9 protein-coding genes are annotated in these 19,504 nt (G+C 70.1%); 2 read left to right on the top strand and 7 right to left on the bottom strand.

The features are described from left to right. Positions 1–4: 4 nt before the first annotated feature. From ACIBJB_RS01600 to ACIBJB_RS01585, 4 genes are read right to left on the bottom strand one after another with little or no spacing between them, the layout of a single operon-like run. Positions 5–2,959 carry a pPIWI_RE module domain-containing protein gene (locus tag ACIBJB_RS01600; protein WP_398925383.1) on the bottom strand — a complete coding sequence of 985 codons (2,955 nt, stop codon included), beginning with the start codon at positions 2,957–2,959 and terminating at the stop codon, positions 5–7. Between the two features lie 31 nt (positions 2,960–2,990). Next, positions 2,991–6,605 (bottom strand): hypothetical protein, encoded by a 3,615-nt coding sequence (locus tag ACIBJB_RS01595; RefSeq protein WP_398925381.1) that lies wholly within the window; start codon positions 6,603–6,605, stop codon positions 2,991–2,993. After that, positions 6,598–7,752 carry a hypothetical protein gene (locus tag ACIBJB_RS01590; protein ID WP_398925378.1) on the bottom strand — a complete coding sequence of 385 codons (1,155 nt, stop codon included), beginning with the start codon at positions 7,750–7,752 and terminating at the stop codon, positions 6,598–6,600. The genes ACIBJB_RS01595 and ACIBJB_RS01590 overlap by 8 nt, the downstream gene beginning before the upstream one ends. Further along, complete coding sequence (locus ACIBJB_RS01585; RefSeq protein WP_398925376.1) at positions 7,749–9,377, bottom strand: PD-(D/E)XK nuclease family protein; 1,629 nt, start codon at positions 9,375–9,377, stop codon at positions 7,749–7,751. The genes ACIBJB_RS01590 and ACIBJB_RS01585 overlap by 4 nt, the downstream gene beginning before the upstream one ends. 149 nt (positions 9,378–9,526) lie before the next feature. Here ACIBJB_RS01585 and ACIBJB_RS01580 point away from each other — a divergent pair, with 149 nt between their 5' ends. Continuing rightward, positions 9,527–11,011: a serine/threonine protein kinase gene (locus ACIBJB_RS01580; protein WP_398925374.1), complete on the top strand. Its 1,485-nt coding sequence runs from the start codon at positions 9,527–9,529 to the stop codon at positions 11,009–11,011. 4 nt (positions 11,012–11,015) lie between these two features. Here ACIBJB_RS01580 and ACIBJB_RS01575 read toward each other — a convergent pair whose 3' ends face one another. The 3 genes from ACIBJB_RS01575 to ACIBJB_RS01565 form a co-directional block, all read right to left on the bottom strand. After that, positions 11,016–13,037 (bottom strand): N-6 DNA methylase, encoded by a 2,022-nt coding sequence (locus ACIBJB_RS01575; protein WP_398925372.1) that lies wholly within the window; start codon positions 13,035–13,037, stop codon positions 11,016–11,018. 154 nt (positions 13,038–13,191) lie between these two features. Beyond that, complete coding sequence (locus tag ACIBJB_RS01570) at positions 13,192–15,801, bottom strand: LamG-like jellyroll fold domain-containing protein (RefSeq protein ID WP_398925370.1); 2,610 nt, start codon at positions 15,799–15,801, stop codon at positions 13,192–13,194. A 134-nt stretch (positions 15,802–15,935) separates the two neighbouring features. Continuing rightward, complete coding sequence (locus ACIBJB_RS01565) at positions 15,936–17,429, bottom strand: arabinofuranosidase catalytic domain-containing protein (protein WP_398925368.1); 1,494 nt, start codon at positions 17,427–17,429, stop codon at positions 15,936–15,938. A gap of 675 nt (positions 17,430–18,104) precedes the next feature. Here ACIBJB_RS01565 and ACIBJB_RS01560 point away from each other — a divergent pair. Then, positions 18,105–19,154, top strand: coding sequence for a LacI family DNA-binding transcriptional regulator (locus ACIBJB_RS01560; RefSeq protein WP_398925366.1), 1,050 nt, complete (start codon positions 18,105–18,107; stop codon positions 19,152–19,154). Positions 19,155–19,504: the final 350 nt, after the last annotated feature.

Below are 19,504 nucleotides of genomic sequence, written 5' to 3'. Positions count from 1 at the left end.
TACGTCAGCGCAGCTCGGCGGCGTCGGCCGGGGCCTGCTGCGCCGGGACGGCCGGGGTGGGGTCTCCCGGCTCGGGGGCCGTCTCCACCCCCGGCGCCGCCGACGTGTCCGGGTCGGCGTCGGCCGCCGCGTCGGTGATGACCTCGCTGTCGTCGCCGTCTTCGTCCCGCGTGGGCAGCACGTACTCCTGAGCGAGCCCCGCGAGGTGCAGGGGCAGTGGCAAACTCAGCGCGTCCGGCAGGTCGGGAGCCTGCCGGAGCTGATGGACGGCCAGCGCCAGCGCCTCCGGCGCATCCCCGTCGTCGGCGTGGCAGCCCAGGACGGCCAGCTCCACCAGCCCCGGATTCCAGGCGGGCTTGTCGGTGTCGATGGTCACCTTGCCCTTGGTGTTGACGCGCGGCGCCAGCTTGTCGGCGGCCACGGACAGCTTGAACGTGCGGGCCTTGGGCGTCGTGGACCAGAACACCCGGGCGGACTCCGGGTCGGCGGTCGGGTCCGTCCACAGGTGGGCGGCGAGACCGTTCGCGCCGTCCGGGTTCACAGCCCACCACTGAGCCGTCTCGCGGTTGCGCGCCGTACGCACCCGGACCAGGCGCAGGTCCGGGTCCAGCCGGCGCGCGGGCGCGTGCCCGTCCCGGAACTTGTCCCGCACCATGTTGCCGTCCTGCAGCCAGGTCCAGTGCGAGCGCATGTTCTGCCCGTGGGCCAGGAGCAGGGTCGGCGTGCCGCGCAGCGTGCGGCGCACCCGCTGGAGCCACTCCTCGGTGGCCTGGCGCTGCTCGGTCATGTCCGCCCACCAGGAGAGCCGGGCCACCGGTGCCTCTCCCTCGCGAGGGAGAGGCACCGTGCCGGTCGGCACCTCGGCCCGCCTGGTCAGCCGCAGCAGCATCACCGGGTACGGCACCCAGGTGCGCGCCTCGTCGTCCCAGCCCTCCACCCGGGCCAGTCCCTCGCCGGACGGATCCGGAGTGACCAGCACGGCGACGGGCACGTACCCCGCCCAACGGGTGCGGCTGCGCCCGTTCTTGCGGACCATCCACACCGCCGCGTACCGCAGACCCTCGGGCAGCCGCTCCCCGAGACTGTGCTGCGGGTGGACGCGCACACCCAGTTGCCGCAACCCGTCGTCCCAGGCCTTGGTGGCGCGGAACTCCTTGTTCTTCTCGCTGTTGTAGCCCTTCGCCTTCTTCGGCACGGCCATGAACTGCGTCAGCACCCCGGCGTCCGCACAGCCGAGCCGCAGCGCGAACTTGGCGTCGTGGTCGGCGGAGGTGAAGTCCTTGGCCCGGTCGATCTCCACCAGGGCGAGCGTGGGGGCGGGCGAGAGGGAAGGGGTCTCGTCCTCGGTGAGGAAGGCCCGCATCTCCCGGCGGCGGTCCCGGATGGCGGTCGTGACAGCCTCCCGCGAGTGCCGGGTGCCCTCGGGCAGGGCCAGGTCGTGGCCGAGAGACCGGACGAGCCGACGGCAGTGGAGACGGACGGTGAGTTCGGGTGACTGCCATTCCAGGGTCACCACGTCGTCGTACGCCTTCTCGGTGGCGGCCGGGGCACCGCCGTCGCCCTTGAGGTCCAGGTGCGTGACGAGCGCGGCGATCGCGGTGTCCCGCATCTCCTGCGTCTGCCAGAGCAACCGCGCCTCCAGGGTGGGCAGTTCGTCCGGAGCGGGAGCCGCGGGCAGCTGACGCAGCGCGAACGCCGCCCCGGTACGACGGGCCTCCGCCCGCTTGCTCTCCTCCTCGGTCTTGGCCGGCTCCTTGGAGGACTCCCGGCGGGGATTGCCCGGCGTGCTGCTCGACAGGCGCGTGCGTACCAGGGCGGGCACCGGGATCAGCTCCTCGGGCAGCGCCCGCAGCGCCCACTCCACGATCTTCGAGCGCTGGTCCGTCATCAGGCCTGCTCCCACCTCGTGGGACCCCATGGCGGTGCTGTACAGGACGGCCGCCCGCATGTCCGAAGTGAGCCATCCCGCCGGGTCGGTGAGGACGGACTGCGCGTCCGGGAACGACTCGGTGAGGGACATGCTCCTCAGCATCCCGGCGGGACCCCCGCCGACCCAGTCGTACCCGCCCGGGCTCCAGGCGAGCCGCGCCACCGCGAACCGGTCGCTCGCCGGCGCGCCGGGCAGCCACGGCACCCGAGGCCGCAGCAGGACCGTGGTCCGGCGGCCGAACGGCAGATACAGGCGGCCCGTCCTGGCACTCACCCGGGTCGCGTACCGCCGGATGTGGCTGTGCACGTGCAGGCGGGGGAGCGGATCGAAGGGCACCGTCTGGAGCGTGATGTTGAGGACGACGGAGTACCACTCGGAACCCCGGTCCCCCTGGAACTCCAGCGCCTGCGAGACCAGTTCGGCACCCTTGTCCTTCGGGCCGCGGGGCATGGCCCGGAACCGGAGCCGCCCCGCCCCGTAGTCGTACGGCTCCAGGTCGAGGATCCGCCGGGCCATCCAGTCGGTGGTCAGCTGGAACTGCCGGGCATCCGGAGCGGCCGTGCCGCCCTCGGTGGGCCGCTCGTAGCGCAACAGTTCCACCGGGACGCCCTCCTGCCAGCGGGGAGGGTGCTCGAGGAGCGCCGACCGGGTCTCGGAGAGCAGCGAACGGTACTCCGGCTCCGGACGCAGGTCCTTCAGCCAGACCCCGAGGAGCCCCTTCAACGCGGCGTCGGGCAGCGGATCGGGAATGTCCTCCGGGGCGTACAGCCAGAAGTCGGGGCCTTCTCCGCGGTGGCGGTTCGGCCGGGGGCGCACCAGCACGTCGGGCGCAAGCGCCTGCACGACCTGGTCCATACGGAACGTGGGCACCGTCTCCAGGGGCTTGTCCCGGCCCGCGTTGCACAAGGTGAGCAACGCGGGTGTCCACTGCTCGGGAAAGGGCAGCGCGCGGTACCGCCCGACGACGGAGGACTCGGAGGAGACGGGGCGGGCGGCGGCGGTGCGGATGGAGTCGTAGGGGCGAGCCATGGCCAAGTCCTTTCGGCGGGACGGGTACTGGTCAGGAGGCGTGGTGCGTGATCTCGCGCAACGCCTTGTACAGCGGCGCGTAGAGGAGGCGGGCGACCACCGGGTCGGCCGGGTCGGGGCACTCGGGCGGCGGGGCGCTCTCGGTGAAGTACGGGGCGAGGACGTCCCGCAGACCGGTCAGCAGGCCGTCCTCCGGCGGGAGCGGCGCCGCTGCGGCGCCCGGCGAGAGCAGCCTGGCGGTGCGCGGCGCGAACCGGGCGTCCACGAACACCACCCGGGCGGGTACGCCACCACGGACCAGGCGGCCGATGACCTGCCAGATCGTGACCAGCTGGTCCCAGGTGAAGGACTGCTTCTCGTGGTCGGACAGGCGGGAGTAGATGTAGCGGCGGGAGAGCAGCCGGCGCCATTCGGCTCGCGCCACATGCCGGAAGGCGAGGCCCGCCTCGTCCAGTCCCGCCGCCTTCATCGCCAGTTTGCCGAACGTGCCCTGCGGCAGGCCGGGTTCGTCCCGGGCGAACCGGGTCGCCCAGTCGTTGATGGCGAACACCGCGAGGGCGAGGTCGTCCGGGCGCGGGTGCGGACGGGCCAGGAACAGGGCCGTGCCGAAGGCCGCGTTGCGCTGGGTGTTGAGGATGTTGTGTCCGCGTTCCACGGCCATCAGCGGTGCCACGAGGATCTCGGCCGTGGGGTCCTGAGCGAATGTGGCGAGGTCGCCCCGGCGCAGGGCCGTGGCCCGGTCAGGTCCCGACGGAGCGGGGCTCGAGCCGCGGACCGCCTGCTCCAGGTCGGTGTCGTCGGCGGCCAGGACCCGGACCCGGCCGTGCCAGCGCTCCATCTCGTGCAGAGCGTCCGCCGCGGTGTTCGCCTCCTTGTAGCTGCCGACCAGAAGGATCGCCCGCCGTCGGCGGCTGTCGGCGACCTTGGCCAGCTCCTGCTCCAGCGGGCTCGGGGCCCCGCCCCGGCCGGGCGAACCGAGTCGGCGGACCATCGACTGGCACGCGGCGGGCCTGGCCTTCGGCTCCGTGCCCGACAGACTCAGGGGGCGGCCCTCGTCGTCGTACAGGAAATGCGTGGTGAACACCGACTCGCTCACGGCGTCCAGCGACCGGGGCGAAGGCGTCAACACCGCGCCGACCGGGGCCACGACGTGCGCGCGCGTCGAGGTGCCGGCCCAGCTGGTTCCTGACATCAGTACGACGTGCGGTCCCCGGCGGCCGCGGCCCGGGTCGGCGCCCACCTCGGGGAGTGTGAGAAGGAGTTCGCGGCCGACGCCCGCACAGCGGAAGAAGCGCAAGGTACCGCTGTGCTGTCCGTCGACGTTGCGCTCCCGCTCGTCGGGCAGGTACTGGAAGCCGAGGACGTTGCCCATCGGGGCCTCCGGGACCAGCGGGGCGTAGTCGAGCGGCGGGCGACGGGAGAGCTCGTTGCCGGTCGAGTCGAGGTGCAGGGCCGCCTCGACCTGGGGCCACAGGAAGACCAGCCGGTCCAGGCGCTGGTTCAGGGCGCTCAGCAGCAGCATGAACTCCAGGCGCCGGGCCGTCAGATCCAGCCATGCCTCGTCCTGAGCCCGGTCGGCCGCCGGGGTGTTCTCCAGCAGCGGCCGAAGCACCGTGATCACGCGCGCCCGCGTGTCGGAGGCGGACAGCGTGGTGAGCAGGTCCTGGGCCAGTCGCACCAGACTGTCGGTGGTGTTGTCGTACGGGCCCAGGCCGCCGAGCGGATCGTCGCGGAAGTCGTCGAACCGGTCCGTGAGTTCGGCGCGGTGGGCGTCCGTCTCGGGCCCCGCCGAATCCGGCTCGGGCGCGTCGTCCTCGTAGGCCTCGTACAGCTCCGACTCGTCGGACACTCCGTCCGGCGCTCCGGGAACGGAGTCCTGGGCGAACCAGGAGCCCAGCAGCTTCTCCTGCAGTGTCCAGGGGCTGAAGTACTCGATGTCGGCCCACTCGCGCAGGTCCTCGTCGGAGATCAGCAGTTTGTAAAGGCGGTCCGTCGCGGCGTGGACTACGGTCAGCGAGGCGGACCAGCGCTCGATCTCCTGGTCGGTGAGCGGCAGTCGGCCCTGCCGGGAGAGCTCCTCGATGCGGTGCGTCTGCACCTGGTCCAGCCATGACTCGGGGCCCGGTGAGACGAGCGTCGCCGAGGGCGCGAAGATCTCGTCCAACTTCATCTGCACTGAGTCGGCCTCGTCCACGACGATGATGTCGCTGCGCAGACAGGCCAGTTCGAGGTGGCGCAGCCGCTCGTCCCCCAGATGGCGCGGTACGGCGGTCTGCACGAGGCTCGCCGGATTGGCCACCCAGATCAGCGAGTCGACGAGTTCCCGGGCCGCAGTGTGACGCGGGCACGTGTACCAGAGCGGGCAACCGCGCGGAGTGCCCTTGGTCTCCGGCGTGATCTCCGGAGGCTGGTTGTCGCCGGAAGCGGACTGCCGCTGCCCGGGCTGGTATGGGCTGGGCAGCGCCTCGGTGGTGGGCTTCTCCTCCGCCCGCCTTTTCTCCGGGTGGAGCGAGGCGCACGGAGCGTCGGCGAACCGCAGCGGCTGGGCGGCTTCGGTGCCGCGCAGGGCGTCCACCACGCACACGGTGCTCAGCTGGTCGAAGCCTGGGTCGTCGTGGTCCAGAAGGTTGGTCAGCCCGCGCGAGCCGAGTCGGCGGTGCAGCCGCTGCACATGGGTCTCGCGGGTGGTCAGACCGAGTACGGGTGTGGCGGTCAGGCCGAGGTCGCGGAACAGGGCGGTCAGACGCAGCTGTTCGGCCACATCGCCCACGACCAACGTGGTGCGCAGCTGCGGGTCCCGACGGGCACCCCACACGGCGAGCAGCGTCATCAGGGTCGACTTTCCCGCGCCCACCATGCCCGCGAGATGGAGCAGGCCGTCGAGGCGTAGGGCGCCGTCCTCGGAGAAACCGAGCCCGTCCGCGTCTCGCGGCCTGATATGCAGCTCGGTGAGGCGCTCCTCCCAGTGGCCGGGACTCTCGACCTCGTTCGCCCGCTCCGTCGCGTCCATCCACCGTGCGGTCGCGAGGAGTTCGGCGCGGTCGATCGTGAGGGGAGCACCGTCCCCGGGGCGTCCCGCCTCCGGCCGGTGCCCGGGAACCGGCTCCGCGGCCGCCCACTCCGGCAGCGTCACGGACGTGGGCCTGCGCCGGTCGACGAAGGTGGCACGGCCCTCCGTGGCGAGGGGCAGGGGCTTGCGGGCGAGCGGGGGAAGCGCGGCGAGCGCTGCGTCGTAGACGGCGAACCGGTCGGAGGCGACGGCCGGTTCTCGTCGGCGGGCGGGCAAGTCCGGTGTGGGGAGGCCGTAGGCGCGCATCCGGTCCGGCAGCACCAGGTACGTCTCGAGGGTCTGCTGCCAGGTACGGCGGCGGCGCAGATGCCACAGCAGGTGGCGGCCCGCGGTGAGCATGACCTCGTGCTCGGGGGTGAGCACGTGACCGCGGGCACGGGCGAAGCCATAGCCGCCGAAGAGGGTGTACGCCCCCCGCGCGGGCTCGTCCGGTGCAATGTGCTCGATGAGCCGCAGGGCCAGTTCGACCTGGCACAGCAGACTCGGTTTCACGGTGCCCAGGTCGTCGGGCACCTCGCTCCACAGCCGGGAGAGTTCCTGGCTGACCGGCTTGTGCCAGCTCTCGCGGTCACGCATCGTCGTTCTCCTGTCGCTTGGCGCGCCCCACTCGGGAGAGCCGGTCCTCGGCTCGGGCGACGAGTTGGGTGTCGGTGAGCAGCGGCACATGGCGTGCGGAGGCGGGGCGATTGCGCTCATACGCGGTGACATAGCCCGGCCGTTCGTCGACGCGGTCCTGCGGCACCACCCAGAACGCCTCGTCGTACGGCGGCGTCTGCGGCACGGGACGGGCGGCCCGCCCCAGGAACGCGGGATGCGCCCAGTCCTTCACGTCCACCGCCCACACCCAGCCGTCGGGAAAGGTGACATGGACGTCGTACGCGTCGTACGCGGGCCACATCCGCACTCTCAGCCCGAGCGAGGTGAGCCGCTCCTCCAACGCCACCTCGGCGCGGCCGGGGCCGGTGACGAACTGGCGCAACGGACGGGCCAGGTGGAGCAGTTGACCCGCCTCCTCCCTCGGGATGCGGCGGCCCACCGGCGGCCGTCCCCGCCGGCGGCAGCGGTCCCGCTCGCACCACCAGCCGCCCCCGTGCAGTGGGGTGAGCAGGGTGAGGCAGCGGGCGCACGTCGCGTATCCGCCGCCGCGCAGATAGCTGTCCGGGACGGGCAGGTAGATCCGGCTGAGGAGCTCCTTCACCGGATCGAGCACGTGGTCCATGGAGACGGTGAAGTCCTCCGCGGAGGTGAGGACGGGCCGCGTGACGAGGAGCCGCCGGAACTCCGTGTACGCGTCCTCCTCGCCGAACTCCCGGCACAGCCGCAACGCGGCGCGGATGATCTCGCGGTCGTACAGGACGAGTGCGCTGTCCGAGAACTGCTCCGCCCACTCGTAGCACAGTTCCGTGGGGCGGGAGGAGTCCGGGTCGAGCAGCAGATCGTCCGGGCCCGCCGCCTCCGGGGGCAGATCGACCGGCCAGTCCGCCACGGGGCGCTCACGGCACCACGACACCAGGTCGGGCAGGCTGACGGGAGGTGTGGCGCCCCGCTCCAAGCACGCCAGAACGGTCCGGTCCAGGGCACGTTGGACCTCGGGCGGGTAGGGGAGGGCGAAGGCGCCGGGACCGTCGGCGGCGTCCAGCACGGTGAGAGCGGTGGCCAGCGTGCGCATCAGGGGGATGCCACGGTGGGCGGACCAGTCGGCGGCGTGCGGAGTCGCGGTCACCGGGCCTCCAGATGCGCACGGCCTGCCGCGCAGTGCGTGAGCACGTCACACCCCGAGCAGTGGTTGTCCGGGCGCGGGGCATACGTCTCGTCGATGGCCCAGGGCCCGGCGAGCCCGGCGATGATCCGGCGGGCGTCCGCCTGGGTGTCCGGATCGCCGGGGTCGATCTCCTCGCACCGCGAGCCGTCCTCGTACAGTACTTCGAGCTCGATGAGTGCCCGGCGAGGATCCCCGCCGGGCACGCCCGCGGCCATGAGGAGGACCGCGAGAGCGAGCTGCGGATACGTCTCCAACAGCTCCTGTTTCTCCCAGGGGCGCTTCGCGGCGGTCTTCGTCTCGTGCCAGATCCAGCCGCCGGACCGGGTGTAGAGCAGGTCGGGATCGGCGATCAGGACGACGTCCAGCTCAGGGTCATAGGCAGTGAGGCGGTGCTGAACACGGACGACCTCCTCGGTCGGGAGCCCATCGAGCGGACAGGCCCGCTGGTGTTCAGCGAGCATGGCGAGCGCGGTCGGCAACTCGGTGGCGGACAGACCAGGAAGGGCATCGGGCAGTGGAGCTGCACGGCAACAACCCTTCTCATGACGGAGGTTGAGCCACTCGTCCACGGCGCGACCCCTGCGGATCGGCTCGTTCTCCGGCTCACCGGACTTCAGGTGCAGGACCCGGGTCAGATGGAACTGCGCCGCGCAGCGGCCGTGCACACGCAGATCGGTCGCTGAGACGGAACGGCGCCCTCGCGTGCGGCGGGGGCCTGGCACACCGAGGATGCCGGGGGCCCGGTGGGGTAGTTCGCATCCCGCGAGCCCCTCGCAGCGTACGCAGCTGGATCCGGGGTTGAGCCGATCGTCCTCGACCACGCGGCCCAACACCGGTTTTGCGTGGACGGTGAACTGCTGCTCGACCTCGTCGGTGTTCCAGTCGGCCAGCACTTCGTGCTCCCCCGTGCCGCAGCCCACCCCGATGACACGGACGTGCCGAGGTGGCACGTCGTCGCCCGTGAAAGGACGGTGGATACCCCCGAAGGCCGGCCGGGAGGGGACACCCGTCGCCGCCACGGCGGCCGCCTCCGCGACCTCGGCGAGAGGCCGGTCCTCCTTGACGGAGTTGACGGACAGCAGCCACAACTCACGTTCGGACCCGTCGGACGACGCGTAGCGCCGTCCCCATGCGGTGCGCTCATAGCGGGTGGCTCCGCGTGTGTCCGGAATCTCGCTCTGGGTGAGGGCGACCCACTGGGCACGTACGGGCAGGGTCGCCGGACGCCCGAGCGCGCGCCGCTGAGCTTCCCGGGCCGCACGTGCCGCAAGATAGGCGCGAACTGAGGATTCGGCCCAACTTGCGTGCCCAGCATGGTACTTGTGATTGGTTCGCAGCCGCACCAGCGCACGCTCCATGTCCACCCCGTCGTGCTCGACCGCGTCCAAAACGCTCATGACCGGTCCGAGCGCGAAGTCCTCCAAGGGCTTGTCGCGTTGACGCTTCGGCACCTGGCGGACGAACGGCCTGGCGCGCAGGGCGTTGCCGCGCGGGCAGTCCTGCGGATCCTCGCGGAGGAGAGGCAGCGACGTGCGGATCAGCCGGATGTCGCCGTCCGTTCCGGGCGGAGGAAGGTGAAGCGGCACGATGCACCCCTAACAGGCATGCGGGACGGGGACGCCAACAGAGTTACAGAGAAGCCCATGTTTGTGAACTGAGTCAAGCGATTACCTGGATGTGGCCTGTGAACCGCTACAGTGTGGCTGACACCCTGTCATCGAGAGGTGGGTGAGGCGTGGAAGCGGGGGAAGTCCTCGAGGGTCGCTACCGGGTCGAGGAGGCGCTCGACCAAGGCGGCATGGGGATCATCTGGACGGCGACCGACCTGGAGACCGGGGAGCGGGTCGCGGTCAAGGTGCTGCGACTCGACGCCTATACGCAGGGCCGGTTCAGCCCGGCCGAGCGTGCGCGGCGACGGGCCGAGCTGCTGAAGCGGTTCGAACGCGAGGGTGCGATCCTGGAGGAGCTGGACCACCCCGGAATTCCACGCCTGCTCCACCGCGGCTACCTGAGCGAGGAGCCGTACCTCGTCATGGAGTACGTCGACGGGGTCAGCCTGCGCGAATTCCTGGACCTGCGCCGCCCGTTCCCCTTCGACGCCGCGGTCTCCATCGCCGTACAGGTCGCGGAGGCACTGGGGCACGCGCACGCCTGCGGCGTTGTGCACCGGGACCTGAAGCCGGACAACGTGGTCGTCGCCTTCGACGGCGGCATGGTGAAGCTGCTCGACTTCGGCATCGCCCACCTCACCGACCCCGACGCGACCCGCTACACCTCGCTCGGTGACACGCCCGGCACGGTCGGGTACATGGCGCCCGAGCAGCGCCGTGGTCAGCAGGACATCTCTGCTTCCGCGGACCTCTACACGTTCGGATGCGTCCTGTTCGAACTCCTCACGGGGGAGAGGCCGTTCGAAGACAAGCCGGACCGGAACAAGGACATTCAGCACCTCGAGGACCTGCCGCCGCGACTTCGGTCCATCAACATAGGCATCTCCGAGGAACTCGACGAGCTGGTCTGGGATCTGCTGGCCAAGGCGCCGTCCGACAGGCCAGGCTCGATGGAGGAGGTGCTGGAAGTCCTGCGGGGTTACCTGCCCAAGCCCGGCGACCCTGCCCCTGACCCCCAGCTGGATCCGGACCCGACGACCCCCTACCGGACGCCGGAGAAGACTGCGGCCGGTAGCGGAGGCACACCATCCGGGCGGCGTGCCGTGTCACGCCGCCCGGCCCGTCGCCCGGGTGGCTGGATGGGGCGGAACCAGTTCGCCGGAGGCATCGCCTTCGCCCGGGCGGAGCTGCTCGCGGATGGTCCCGGCGCTCGTTGCGCCGAACTCGTCGACCTGCTGTCGCGTGCGGATTCGGACTGGGGTGACCGGGACTCGATGGTCCTGGAAGGCCGACTCGTGTGTGCTGACGCTGCCCGGCTGGACGGGCGCACGGCCGACGCGAAGAGCCTGTACGAGGCAGTGGCCGACGGCGGGGACCCGTCGGACCCCCTGATTCTCGAGGCCGAGCTCGGTATCGCCGAATGCCGGATGCCCGAAGGGGATTTCGTCGGGGCGTTCCATAGCTGGCGCGCGACGGTGGGGCGTATCGTCGCCTTCGCAGCGACCAACGACAGGCTGATGGACCGCAGTCGCGAGATCGCCCTCGAACTCGCGGAATCAGGCTATCGAGCAGAGGTGGCCGATCTCCTCTCCGGGCTGCCCACATCGTAGGCGGTCATGTGCGGGGCAGCTGCCCCGCGGCCAGCAGGTCTCCGAGCGATCGGCTCAACTCGGCGCCCACTGCCTTCATCTCCCGCAGATCGCGCTCGAAGACCGAGATCCGCCGGTAGATCTCCCCGTACCGCCGCTGCTCGTCCAGGGAGAGTCTCGGTACCTGCAGACGCCGTACGTCGATGCGGGATGTCGTCGACGCGTGGGTGCCCGCGCGCTGCACATTGGCGGGGGCACGCAGACAGCCCACCAGGAACCAGGCGTCGAGGACCGCGGGATTCACCCTGAGCGCCGAGAGCTGAGGACCGAGGACCGACGGAACGTCGGTGTCCACCTGTACGTCGAAGGCTCGGGCCAGCGCCGAGACGATGACGTCCTGAGACGCGGTCACGGTGAGGGAGCCGTCCTGCTCACCCTGGACGGCGATCGGGGCGGGGAGCCACAGCTGCGTCTGCCCGGAAAATGGTGCGCCGGTGAGCACACGGGCTTCCCCCTTCCGGCGCTCTCCGCGCCGCACCAGGTCATCCGGCAGTCCCTGACCGGCCCGGATCTCCAGTGCCCCGGCCCGTTCCAGCTCTCCGACGCTGATAAGCGCCACAGGCTCGTCGTGCTCTGTGGGAGCGAGTTCCGACAAGGTGTCGGCGACAGCCCGCAGTTCACTGAGATGGGCGTCGAACCGGGCCCAGAACTGTCGTAGATCGACCATGGTCGCGGTACGTGTCCGGGGAATGTGGCGCGCCGGTGTGAGGTCCACCTGCTCGTCCAGCAGATCGACAACGGGAAGGGAAACACCGCCCTGCGTCCCCTTGCCCCCGAGGACATCCGTGACCTGTGTGGTAACCGCGGGCCAGTCGACGCCTCCCCTTTCGGCCGCGACCGAAGACCCGTCCTGTGCTGTGTCGACCAGGGTGAGTTCGGCTGGGACTTGGCTTCCGGACTCGGTGCCACTTTTCGCGCGCAGAATCCACAGATGCATGCCCACGCCGTAAGGCGGGGCAGCCCCTGGGGGCAGGGCGACAACGGCCCGAAGCAGACCGGCTCGTAGGAGGCCGGCCCTGATCCTTCGGCCGGCGCGACGTGCGGCGACAGCCGGCGGCAGCACCAGCACGGCCACTCCTCCAGGAGCAAGCGCGGCCACGGCGTGCTGAACCCAGGCGAGTTCCGGCTCGGTGCGGGGCGGCTGTCCGTATACCCATCGGGGGTCTGTCGCGAGTTCGGCGTGGCCCCAGTCGCGTTCGTTCGACGGCGGATTACAGAGGACCACGTCCACCTGTTGTCGGGAGTGGGCATCAGCGCGCAGAGTGTCGCCCGCTGCCAGCGAGACGTTCGAAAGGTCGTCTGCGGCGAGGCCGTCCACGGCGAGTCGGGCCTGCGTCACTTGCACGAGCACCGGGTCGCTGTCCTGGCCCAGGAGACGGACCTCCGCCTCGCTTCCGTTGCCCCACTGCCGCCCGGCGGCAGCGAGCAGCGTTCCCGTGCCGCAGGCAGGGTCGAGGACCGTGCGTACCGGCTCCGGGTGGAACAGGTCCGCGATCTTGAGCATGAGTTCGGCGAGTCGTGGCGGGGTCGTGGTGATCTGCCGTACGTGAGTGCGGAGCCAGCGTTCCAGAAGAAAATGGAAGGTCGCAGATGAACCCTCCCTCGCTGCGAGTTCCAGCGTGCGTTCCAGGAGATCGGCGTTGCGCCGGTCCATGACGGCTTCGTCGGAGGAGCCGACCGGTGCGGCGCCGCTCGATCGAAGTCCCACCTGGGCCACCAGTCGGCCTGAGGTGTCCCGCTCTCCCAAGGATTCGTACTCAGGCCAGAGACGATCAAGAGGGTTCGCGACGGTCTTGAGCTTGTTCTCCTGCCTGAGCCATGCCTCGACATCGGCGAGTGAGAACTGGGGGCTCGTATCGGTGCCGCCGACAGGGACCGGAAAACTCTCGTATCGACGCCGCCAGTTGCTCACAGCGGCCCGCCCGACTCCGGCGATGCGGGCGATCTCCGCAAGGGTGACGACAACCGGGGACGACCCTGTGCTCATGGACATGACCTTCTCCCGGAACGCGCCGCGCCTTTCGTTAGCCTGGCCCCCAAGAATTGCACTTGAGGGCACTAGAAGGCGTTGATTGACTAAGTTTACACACGAGTAGGATCGTTGCCCACAGGTATCCGATCGGCGAGCAGGAGGGCCGGTATCAGGTCAAGGTCAGTTCCAGCACCGTCACCGACAGCGGTGGCAGCGTGCTCGTGAACGTCGCTGCCGCGCCGGTCACCGTGCGGGACGTGGGCACGAGGGTGTCGGGCGCGGTCAGGGTGTTCGTCGCCGTCGGGGACGGGCCCGTCAGGACCGTGGCCGTGGCGGTCTTCCTGACCCCCTTCGCCAAGCCCCGCAGTTCCACCGGCACATCCACCTTCTCCGTTCCGTAGTTGACCACCGCGAGGTAGAGACGGCTCCCCGAGCGCGTGGCCACCGTCGCCAGACCCGGCAGCGCGCGGGCCGTGGCCGGGAGGACCGTGTCGCCCAGGTTGCTCGTCAGGATCTGTTGGGCCCAGTAGCTGGGGGAGACGTAGCTCGTGAGGTTGTCGTAGGCGATCAGGTTGGTGGCCCAGACGTTGTTCTTCACGTGGGAGAACAACGGGGCGTAGCACTCCATCAACACCTGGTCGGAGTTGCGGATCAGGCCCGCCAGCCAGGACGCGTCGCCCAGGGCCGCGTTGAGGTCGGGGGTCGGGCGGCCCTCCTGTGCTGCCCATTCGCCTACGAAGACCTTTGTCGAGGCGCGGTCCCTGTTGTCGTACTTGTGGGTGGATGCCTGGGCTGCGGACGGGGCCAGGTAGTAGTGCTCGTCTATCAGGTCCGGGGTGCGGCTCGTCACCGTTGTCGTCGCGATCAGCTTGAGGTGCGGGTACTTCGCCTTGATCGCGTCGTAGAACGCCGTGAAGCGGGAGTCGTAGGAGCCCGACGAGTCGAACCAGTCCTCGTTGCCTATCTCCACGTACTCCAGTGGGAACGGCTTCGGGTGGCCGTCGGCCGCACGCCGGGCGCCCCAGGTGGTGGTGACCGGGCCCGTCACGTACTCGATCTCGTCCAAGGCGTCCTGGATGTACGGCTTGAGCGCGTCGCCCGTGACGTGTTCGCCCCTCAGGGTGTAGCCGGCGAAGACCGCCAGGACCGGCTGGGCCTTCATGTCCTCTACCCAGTGCAGGTATTCCATGAGGCCCAGTCCGTCCGTGGACCAGTAACCCCACGCGTCGTCCATGTGGCCCGGACGTTCCCAGACCGGGCCGATCGTGTTCTTCCAGTTGAAGCGGGTTGCGATCGTGTTGCCCTCCAGGAAGTTGCCTCCGGGGAAGCGCAGGAACTTCGGCTTCAGGGCTACCAACTTCTCCATCAGGTCGATGCGCAGGCCGTTGGGGCGGTTGTTGTAGGTGGGCGGGAAGAGGGAGACGTGCTGGAGCCACAGCGTCTCGCCCGCGGCGGTCGGGTCGGTCGTGGTGACGGTCAGCCTTGCGTCGCCCGTCACGGGGGCGCCCGAACCCGTACTCAGGGTCAGTTCGAAGGGGCGGTCGGGGAAGGCCGTACCGATGTGCGGGATTCGCGCCGAGGCGTAGACCGTTCCTCCGTCGGCCGACTCGATGGACACCGTGAGGGGACCGATCCCGCGCGATGCCTTCGCGAACAGGCGGGCCGTGTACGTGGTTCGGGGACGGACCGGGATGCCCCAGAAGCCGTCGTTCGCAACACCGGCTCGGTTGCCAGCCCCTGTGCCGCTCGGGAGTTCCACCTTTAGGGAGCGGTTCAGCGCCTCGTTCAACGGCGTCGCCGTGTCCAGCGTCAGCGTTGTGCCGCCCACCGCCGACCAGTGGACCGGTGACGTGTCGCTGGCCATCATCGAGCGGTTCTGCACCAACTCGGCGTAGATACCGCCCTCGCCGGAGTGGTTGATGTCCTCGAACATCAGGCCGGGGAGGATGGGGGAGACCGCATGAGCGGGATGCGCCACGTCCACGCTGAGCAGTGGGGTCGTGGTCTCCACCGGGACGCCGGCCAGCGTCGCCACCTGGTCTGAGGTGAGGGCGGTCGGGAACAGTTGTACGTCGTCTATCAGGCCGTGCCACTGGTCTACCTGTCCGCCGCCGTACAGCGCGCGGCCGATCGCCGTCGCCCCCGTGCCGGCCCAGCCCGCCGTGTAGGCCGTCTCCCCTTCCAGTACGCCGTTGACGTAGAGGCGGGTGACACCGGCCGCGGCGTCGCTGACGCCGACCAGGTGGGTCCAGGTGCCGGCGGTCGGGGCGGAGGCGGCGGCCGCGACGGCGGCTCCCTGGGTGGCGTCGGACGCGAGGCGGGCGAAGGCGAAGGTGCCGGTGTCGTCTCGTAGGCCGAGGTAGAAGGCGCTGACCACCTTGCCGTCGATGCTGACTGCGGTCTGATAGCCGCCCAGTTGGGCGAGGTTGACCCAGGCGGCCACCGAGAAGGCCTTCGAGGTGTCTACGACCGGTGCGGACGCGGTGGCGTTACCGCCCGCCGTGAGGCTCAGGCTGTGGGCGCCTACCTTGCCGGTGTCCCAGCCGGCCGCGCCCTGCAGGGTGGCGGTGTGGGCGTTGCCGGACGCGTCGGCGGCGGTGGTGCCGGAGCCCTCGTTGAAGCTCCAGTGCGCGGCCGCGGCGGGGAGGGCGACGGGAGCGGCCACGGCTGCGGGAGCGGCTGCAGCGGGAACGGAACCGGCGAAGGTCCCGGCCAGGGACGTGACACCGAGGGCGGTCAGGAGGGTCCTGCGGGACGGTCCGGCGGCTTCTGAGGGCATGCGCAGTTCCTTCGCGTCAGATGTAACCAAGTGAACTCAGGTGAACTCAGGTGAATCGATGAAGCGCGGGCCCGTCGGGGCGGAGGGAGGGGGAGGGGGCAGCCGACGGGCCCGCGATGGCCCCGACCGTCAGGTCACGGCGCGATGTTCCACTGCTGGCACGCGTTGTCGAGCTGCTGCCACTGGCGGACCGCCGTGCCGTTGGCCGTTCCGCAGTTCGCCACGTCCAACGTCATGCCGGTGTTGACGTTGGTGATCGTGTAGTGGCTGCCGACCTTGGTGACGTCCCACTGCTGGCAGGTGTTGCCGAGTGAGGCCCACAGCTGGACGGCCGTGCCGTTGCTCTGCCCGCAGTTCTTGTCGTCCAGGACCGTGCCGCTGTTGACGTTGGTGATCGTGTAGTGGCCGTTGCCCGCACTGGCGAACTTCCACTGCTGGCAGGTGTTGCCGAGTGAGGCCCAGATGTCGATCGACGTGCCGTTGGCGGTACCGCAGTTGACCGCGTCCAGGACCTTGCCGGAGTTGGCGTTGGTCAGGCGGTAGGCGGTGCCGGTGACCGGGAAGTTCGCGGCGGGGGTGGTGTAGCCGACGGAGGTGATGTTGGCCTGTACGGCGTTGTCGGCGGCGTCGGTCGGGTAGCCGGAGGTCATGACGCCCTCGAAGAAGGAGCCGTCGGACCCGTTGCTGTTGTCACCGCCGGTACCGAGGACGATGGCGCCCTCCATGTGCATCGGGGTGTATCCCCCGAGGTTGGGTAGCGCGCCGTTGTACCAGGTGGTCAGTGAGCCCGATTGTGCGTTGCCGCCCTTGATCGCATAGGTGCTGGTGCCGTTGTTCTTCTCCAACGCGGTGACGTACTCACTGGAGTTGCCCTTGTTGTTGGTGTTCGAGCCGTTGCCGCCGGCGAACAGACCGTTCTCCAGGTCGGCCTGGACCCAGGGTCCCGAGCCGGAGCAGGGGGAGAACCAGCACTCCGTACCGAAGTTGATCGCGTCCATGTGGCCGTTGCCGGTGTCGTTGCCGGAGGTCTCGGCGTTGCCGTAGTCGAAGCAGCAGCGGTTGTTCACGTGGTGGCCGCTGGTCACCATGTACGCGCCCTCGGCGGCGCTGCCGGTGGCGATGCCCGTGGTGCTGTTGTCGCGGTAGCCGACGCCGGCCGACACGAAGACGCCGTACGCCGCGTGGCCGCCGACCGTGACCGGAAGGGCGTCGGCGATCGCGCCCACATCCTGGCCGCCGTTCCCTCCGGGCCCCTCGATGGTCAGGTCGTTGTGATTCGCGCTCTGGTCGTAGATCTTGGTGATGGTGCAGGTCGTCCCGGAGCAGAAGGAGTCCTGGGCCGCCGCGTTGGCGTAGCCGCCCGTGCTGAGGACGCCGATGTTGGTGGTCGCGCCGTCCGAAGCGCGCTTGACCTGGTAGAGGGAGCCGCTGTAGGAGGCGTAGAGCGCCCGCGTGGTGCTGTGTGCCGCGGCGCACGGTGTCCCCGCGGAGGCGTAGATGTCGCAGGGCAGGGAGGTGGCGGCCGCTGCTGTGCCCGCGGTGCCGACGACCCCGGCCAGGATGCCCCCGACGAGCGTGAGGATCGCGCCCAGTGTCAGCAGGAGCCCTCTCAGACGCGGGCCTCGCACTCGACTTCGCACTCGACCGCTCACTCGGCCTGTCACTCGACTCACTCGACTCACTCGACCTGTCACGGTGAACCTCTTCCGTCGTGGGTTCTTCTCTCGTCCGGCGCCGTGTGCTCCGGGAGACGGGAGACAGAAATGTTGGCGCTAACAATTCGGGCCCTCTGAGATCGGCGCACATGCGAGCCGTACGGGAGGGCGAGGGGAGTGGAGGGAGGGGGGAGGGGGAGGGTCGGACTGGGTGATCCGCGGATCGAGCAGCGTCGTGGGGAGTGTCACTGCTGGTCAGGGGGGCGGATCGGTCCGGAGTGGGGGGTTGGGGGCGGGTGCCGTTCTCGCGCGGTCGGCGAGCTGGTCGACCGCTCTTGTGGCACCGTCTTTTTACGGCCGGATGAATACCGGGTCAACATGGTCGAACAGTCAAGAGTGCGGAAACAAAAGCTGTGCCGTCTGTTTACCTGGGTGCTCGGCGATGCCGGAAGGGACGTTCGGGTGGACGGTACTGCCAGGTCACACGGCTCTTTGCCTGCGCGTCGAAGTCCGGGAAACGCGCAACAGAGGGGCCCGAGCTGCCTTGCCGCCGAGGAATGTGTGCGCTAACAATTCGTCACGGCCTGCCGGTCCCACCGGAGTAGTGGCTGGTCGACAACGACACGACGGTGTGTGAGGAGGCGGGACATGGACGGCGATCGCGCACCGGTGATGGCGGACGTGGCCCGGATCGCGGGAGTCTCGCACCAGACCGTCTCCCGGGTCCTCAACGACCACCCGAACGTCCGCCCCCGCACCCGGGAACGCGTGCTCGCCGCCGTCCGCGAACTCGGTTACCGGCCCAACGCCGCCGCCCGCACCCTGGCCTCCCGCCGCACCCGCACCCTGGGTGTGATCAGCTTCAACACCACGCTGTACGGCCCCGCTTGCATGCTCTACGGCATCGAGCAGGCGGCCAGGGAGCACGAGTACTCCGTCACCGTGGCGGCGGTCGGCACACTCGACCGGCACTCGGTGCTGGACGCCGTGGACCGGCTGCGCGACCAGAACGTGGCGGGGATCGTCGTCATCGCGCCGCAGACCGCCGCGGTGGGCGCACTCGCCAACGTGCCGGCGGACGTGCCCCTGGTCGCGGTCGGCTGCGGCACCCACACCGCACTGGTCTCGGTCGCCGTGGACAACGAGGCGGGTGCCGAACTGGCCACCTCCTACCTGCTCGACCTCGGCCATCGCACGGTGCACCACCTGGTCGGGCCGCGTTCCTGGCTCGACGCGCAGGAACGCGAGGCCGGCTGGCGTGCCGCTCTGGAGAAGCGGGGGGCTCCCGTGCCCGAACCGTCGGCCGGCGCCGACTGGACGGCTCGTACCGGATACGAGCACGGCCGTCGGATCGCCGCCGATCCCGAGGTCACCGCGGTGTTCTGCGCCAACGACCACCTGGCCCTCGGCCTGCTGCGGGCCCTGCAGCAGGCAGGGCGCCGGGTGCCGGAGGACATCAGCGTCGTGGGTTTCGACGACATGCCGGAGGCCGAGTACTTCGGCCCGTCGCTGACCACCGTCCGCCAGGACTTCGACGAACTCGGCCGCCGTGCCCTGCGGGCGCTGATCGAGCTCGTCGGCGATCCGGATGCCGGGATCCCGGCATCCGGCGAGAGACCCCACATCGTCATACCGCCCAGCCTTGTCGTGCGGACCTCGGCGACCCGCCCGCGACCCCGAACGGAAAGTCCGACATGATCCGTCCCTGCTAGCGCTTCGGTGCCAACTCCGTTACCAGCACGTACTGTTGTGAGCAGTGTGCCGTTCGGGCAGCCACCGCGCCGACCATGAGCGAACGGCTGTGACGTCCCCGACGTGGGACGGCTCCCACTCCAGCCCGTACCGCCCCGAGCGGTCGGCTCCTCCCCGCCCTGAGACCCCGTCAGGCATCCCGCGCCTTGCCGCGCTCACCCCGATGAGCCCCCCGCCCGGCGACTACGGCGCCCTCCGCCACGTACCGCTTCCGAGTGCCCCCACACCTGCCCCGCCTCCCCGGCAGTCGGCCACGGCATGCCCGTGAACAGGTGTGCGTGCCCAGCGTTCCCACC

Source organism: Streptomyces sp. NPDC050759, from assembly GCF_044456945.1.
GTDB lineage: Bacteria > Actinomycetota > Actinomycetes > Streptomycetales > Streptomycetaceae > Streptomyces.
The sequence above is the reverse complement of the archived record's forward strand: the minus strand, read 5'-3'. Positions and strand labels throughout refer to the sequence as shown.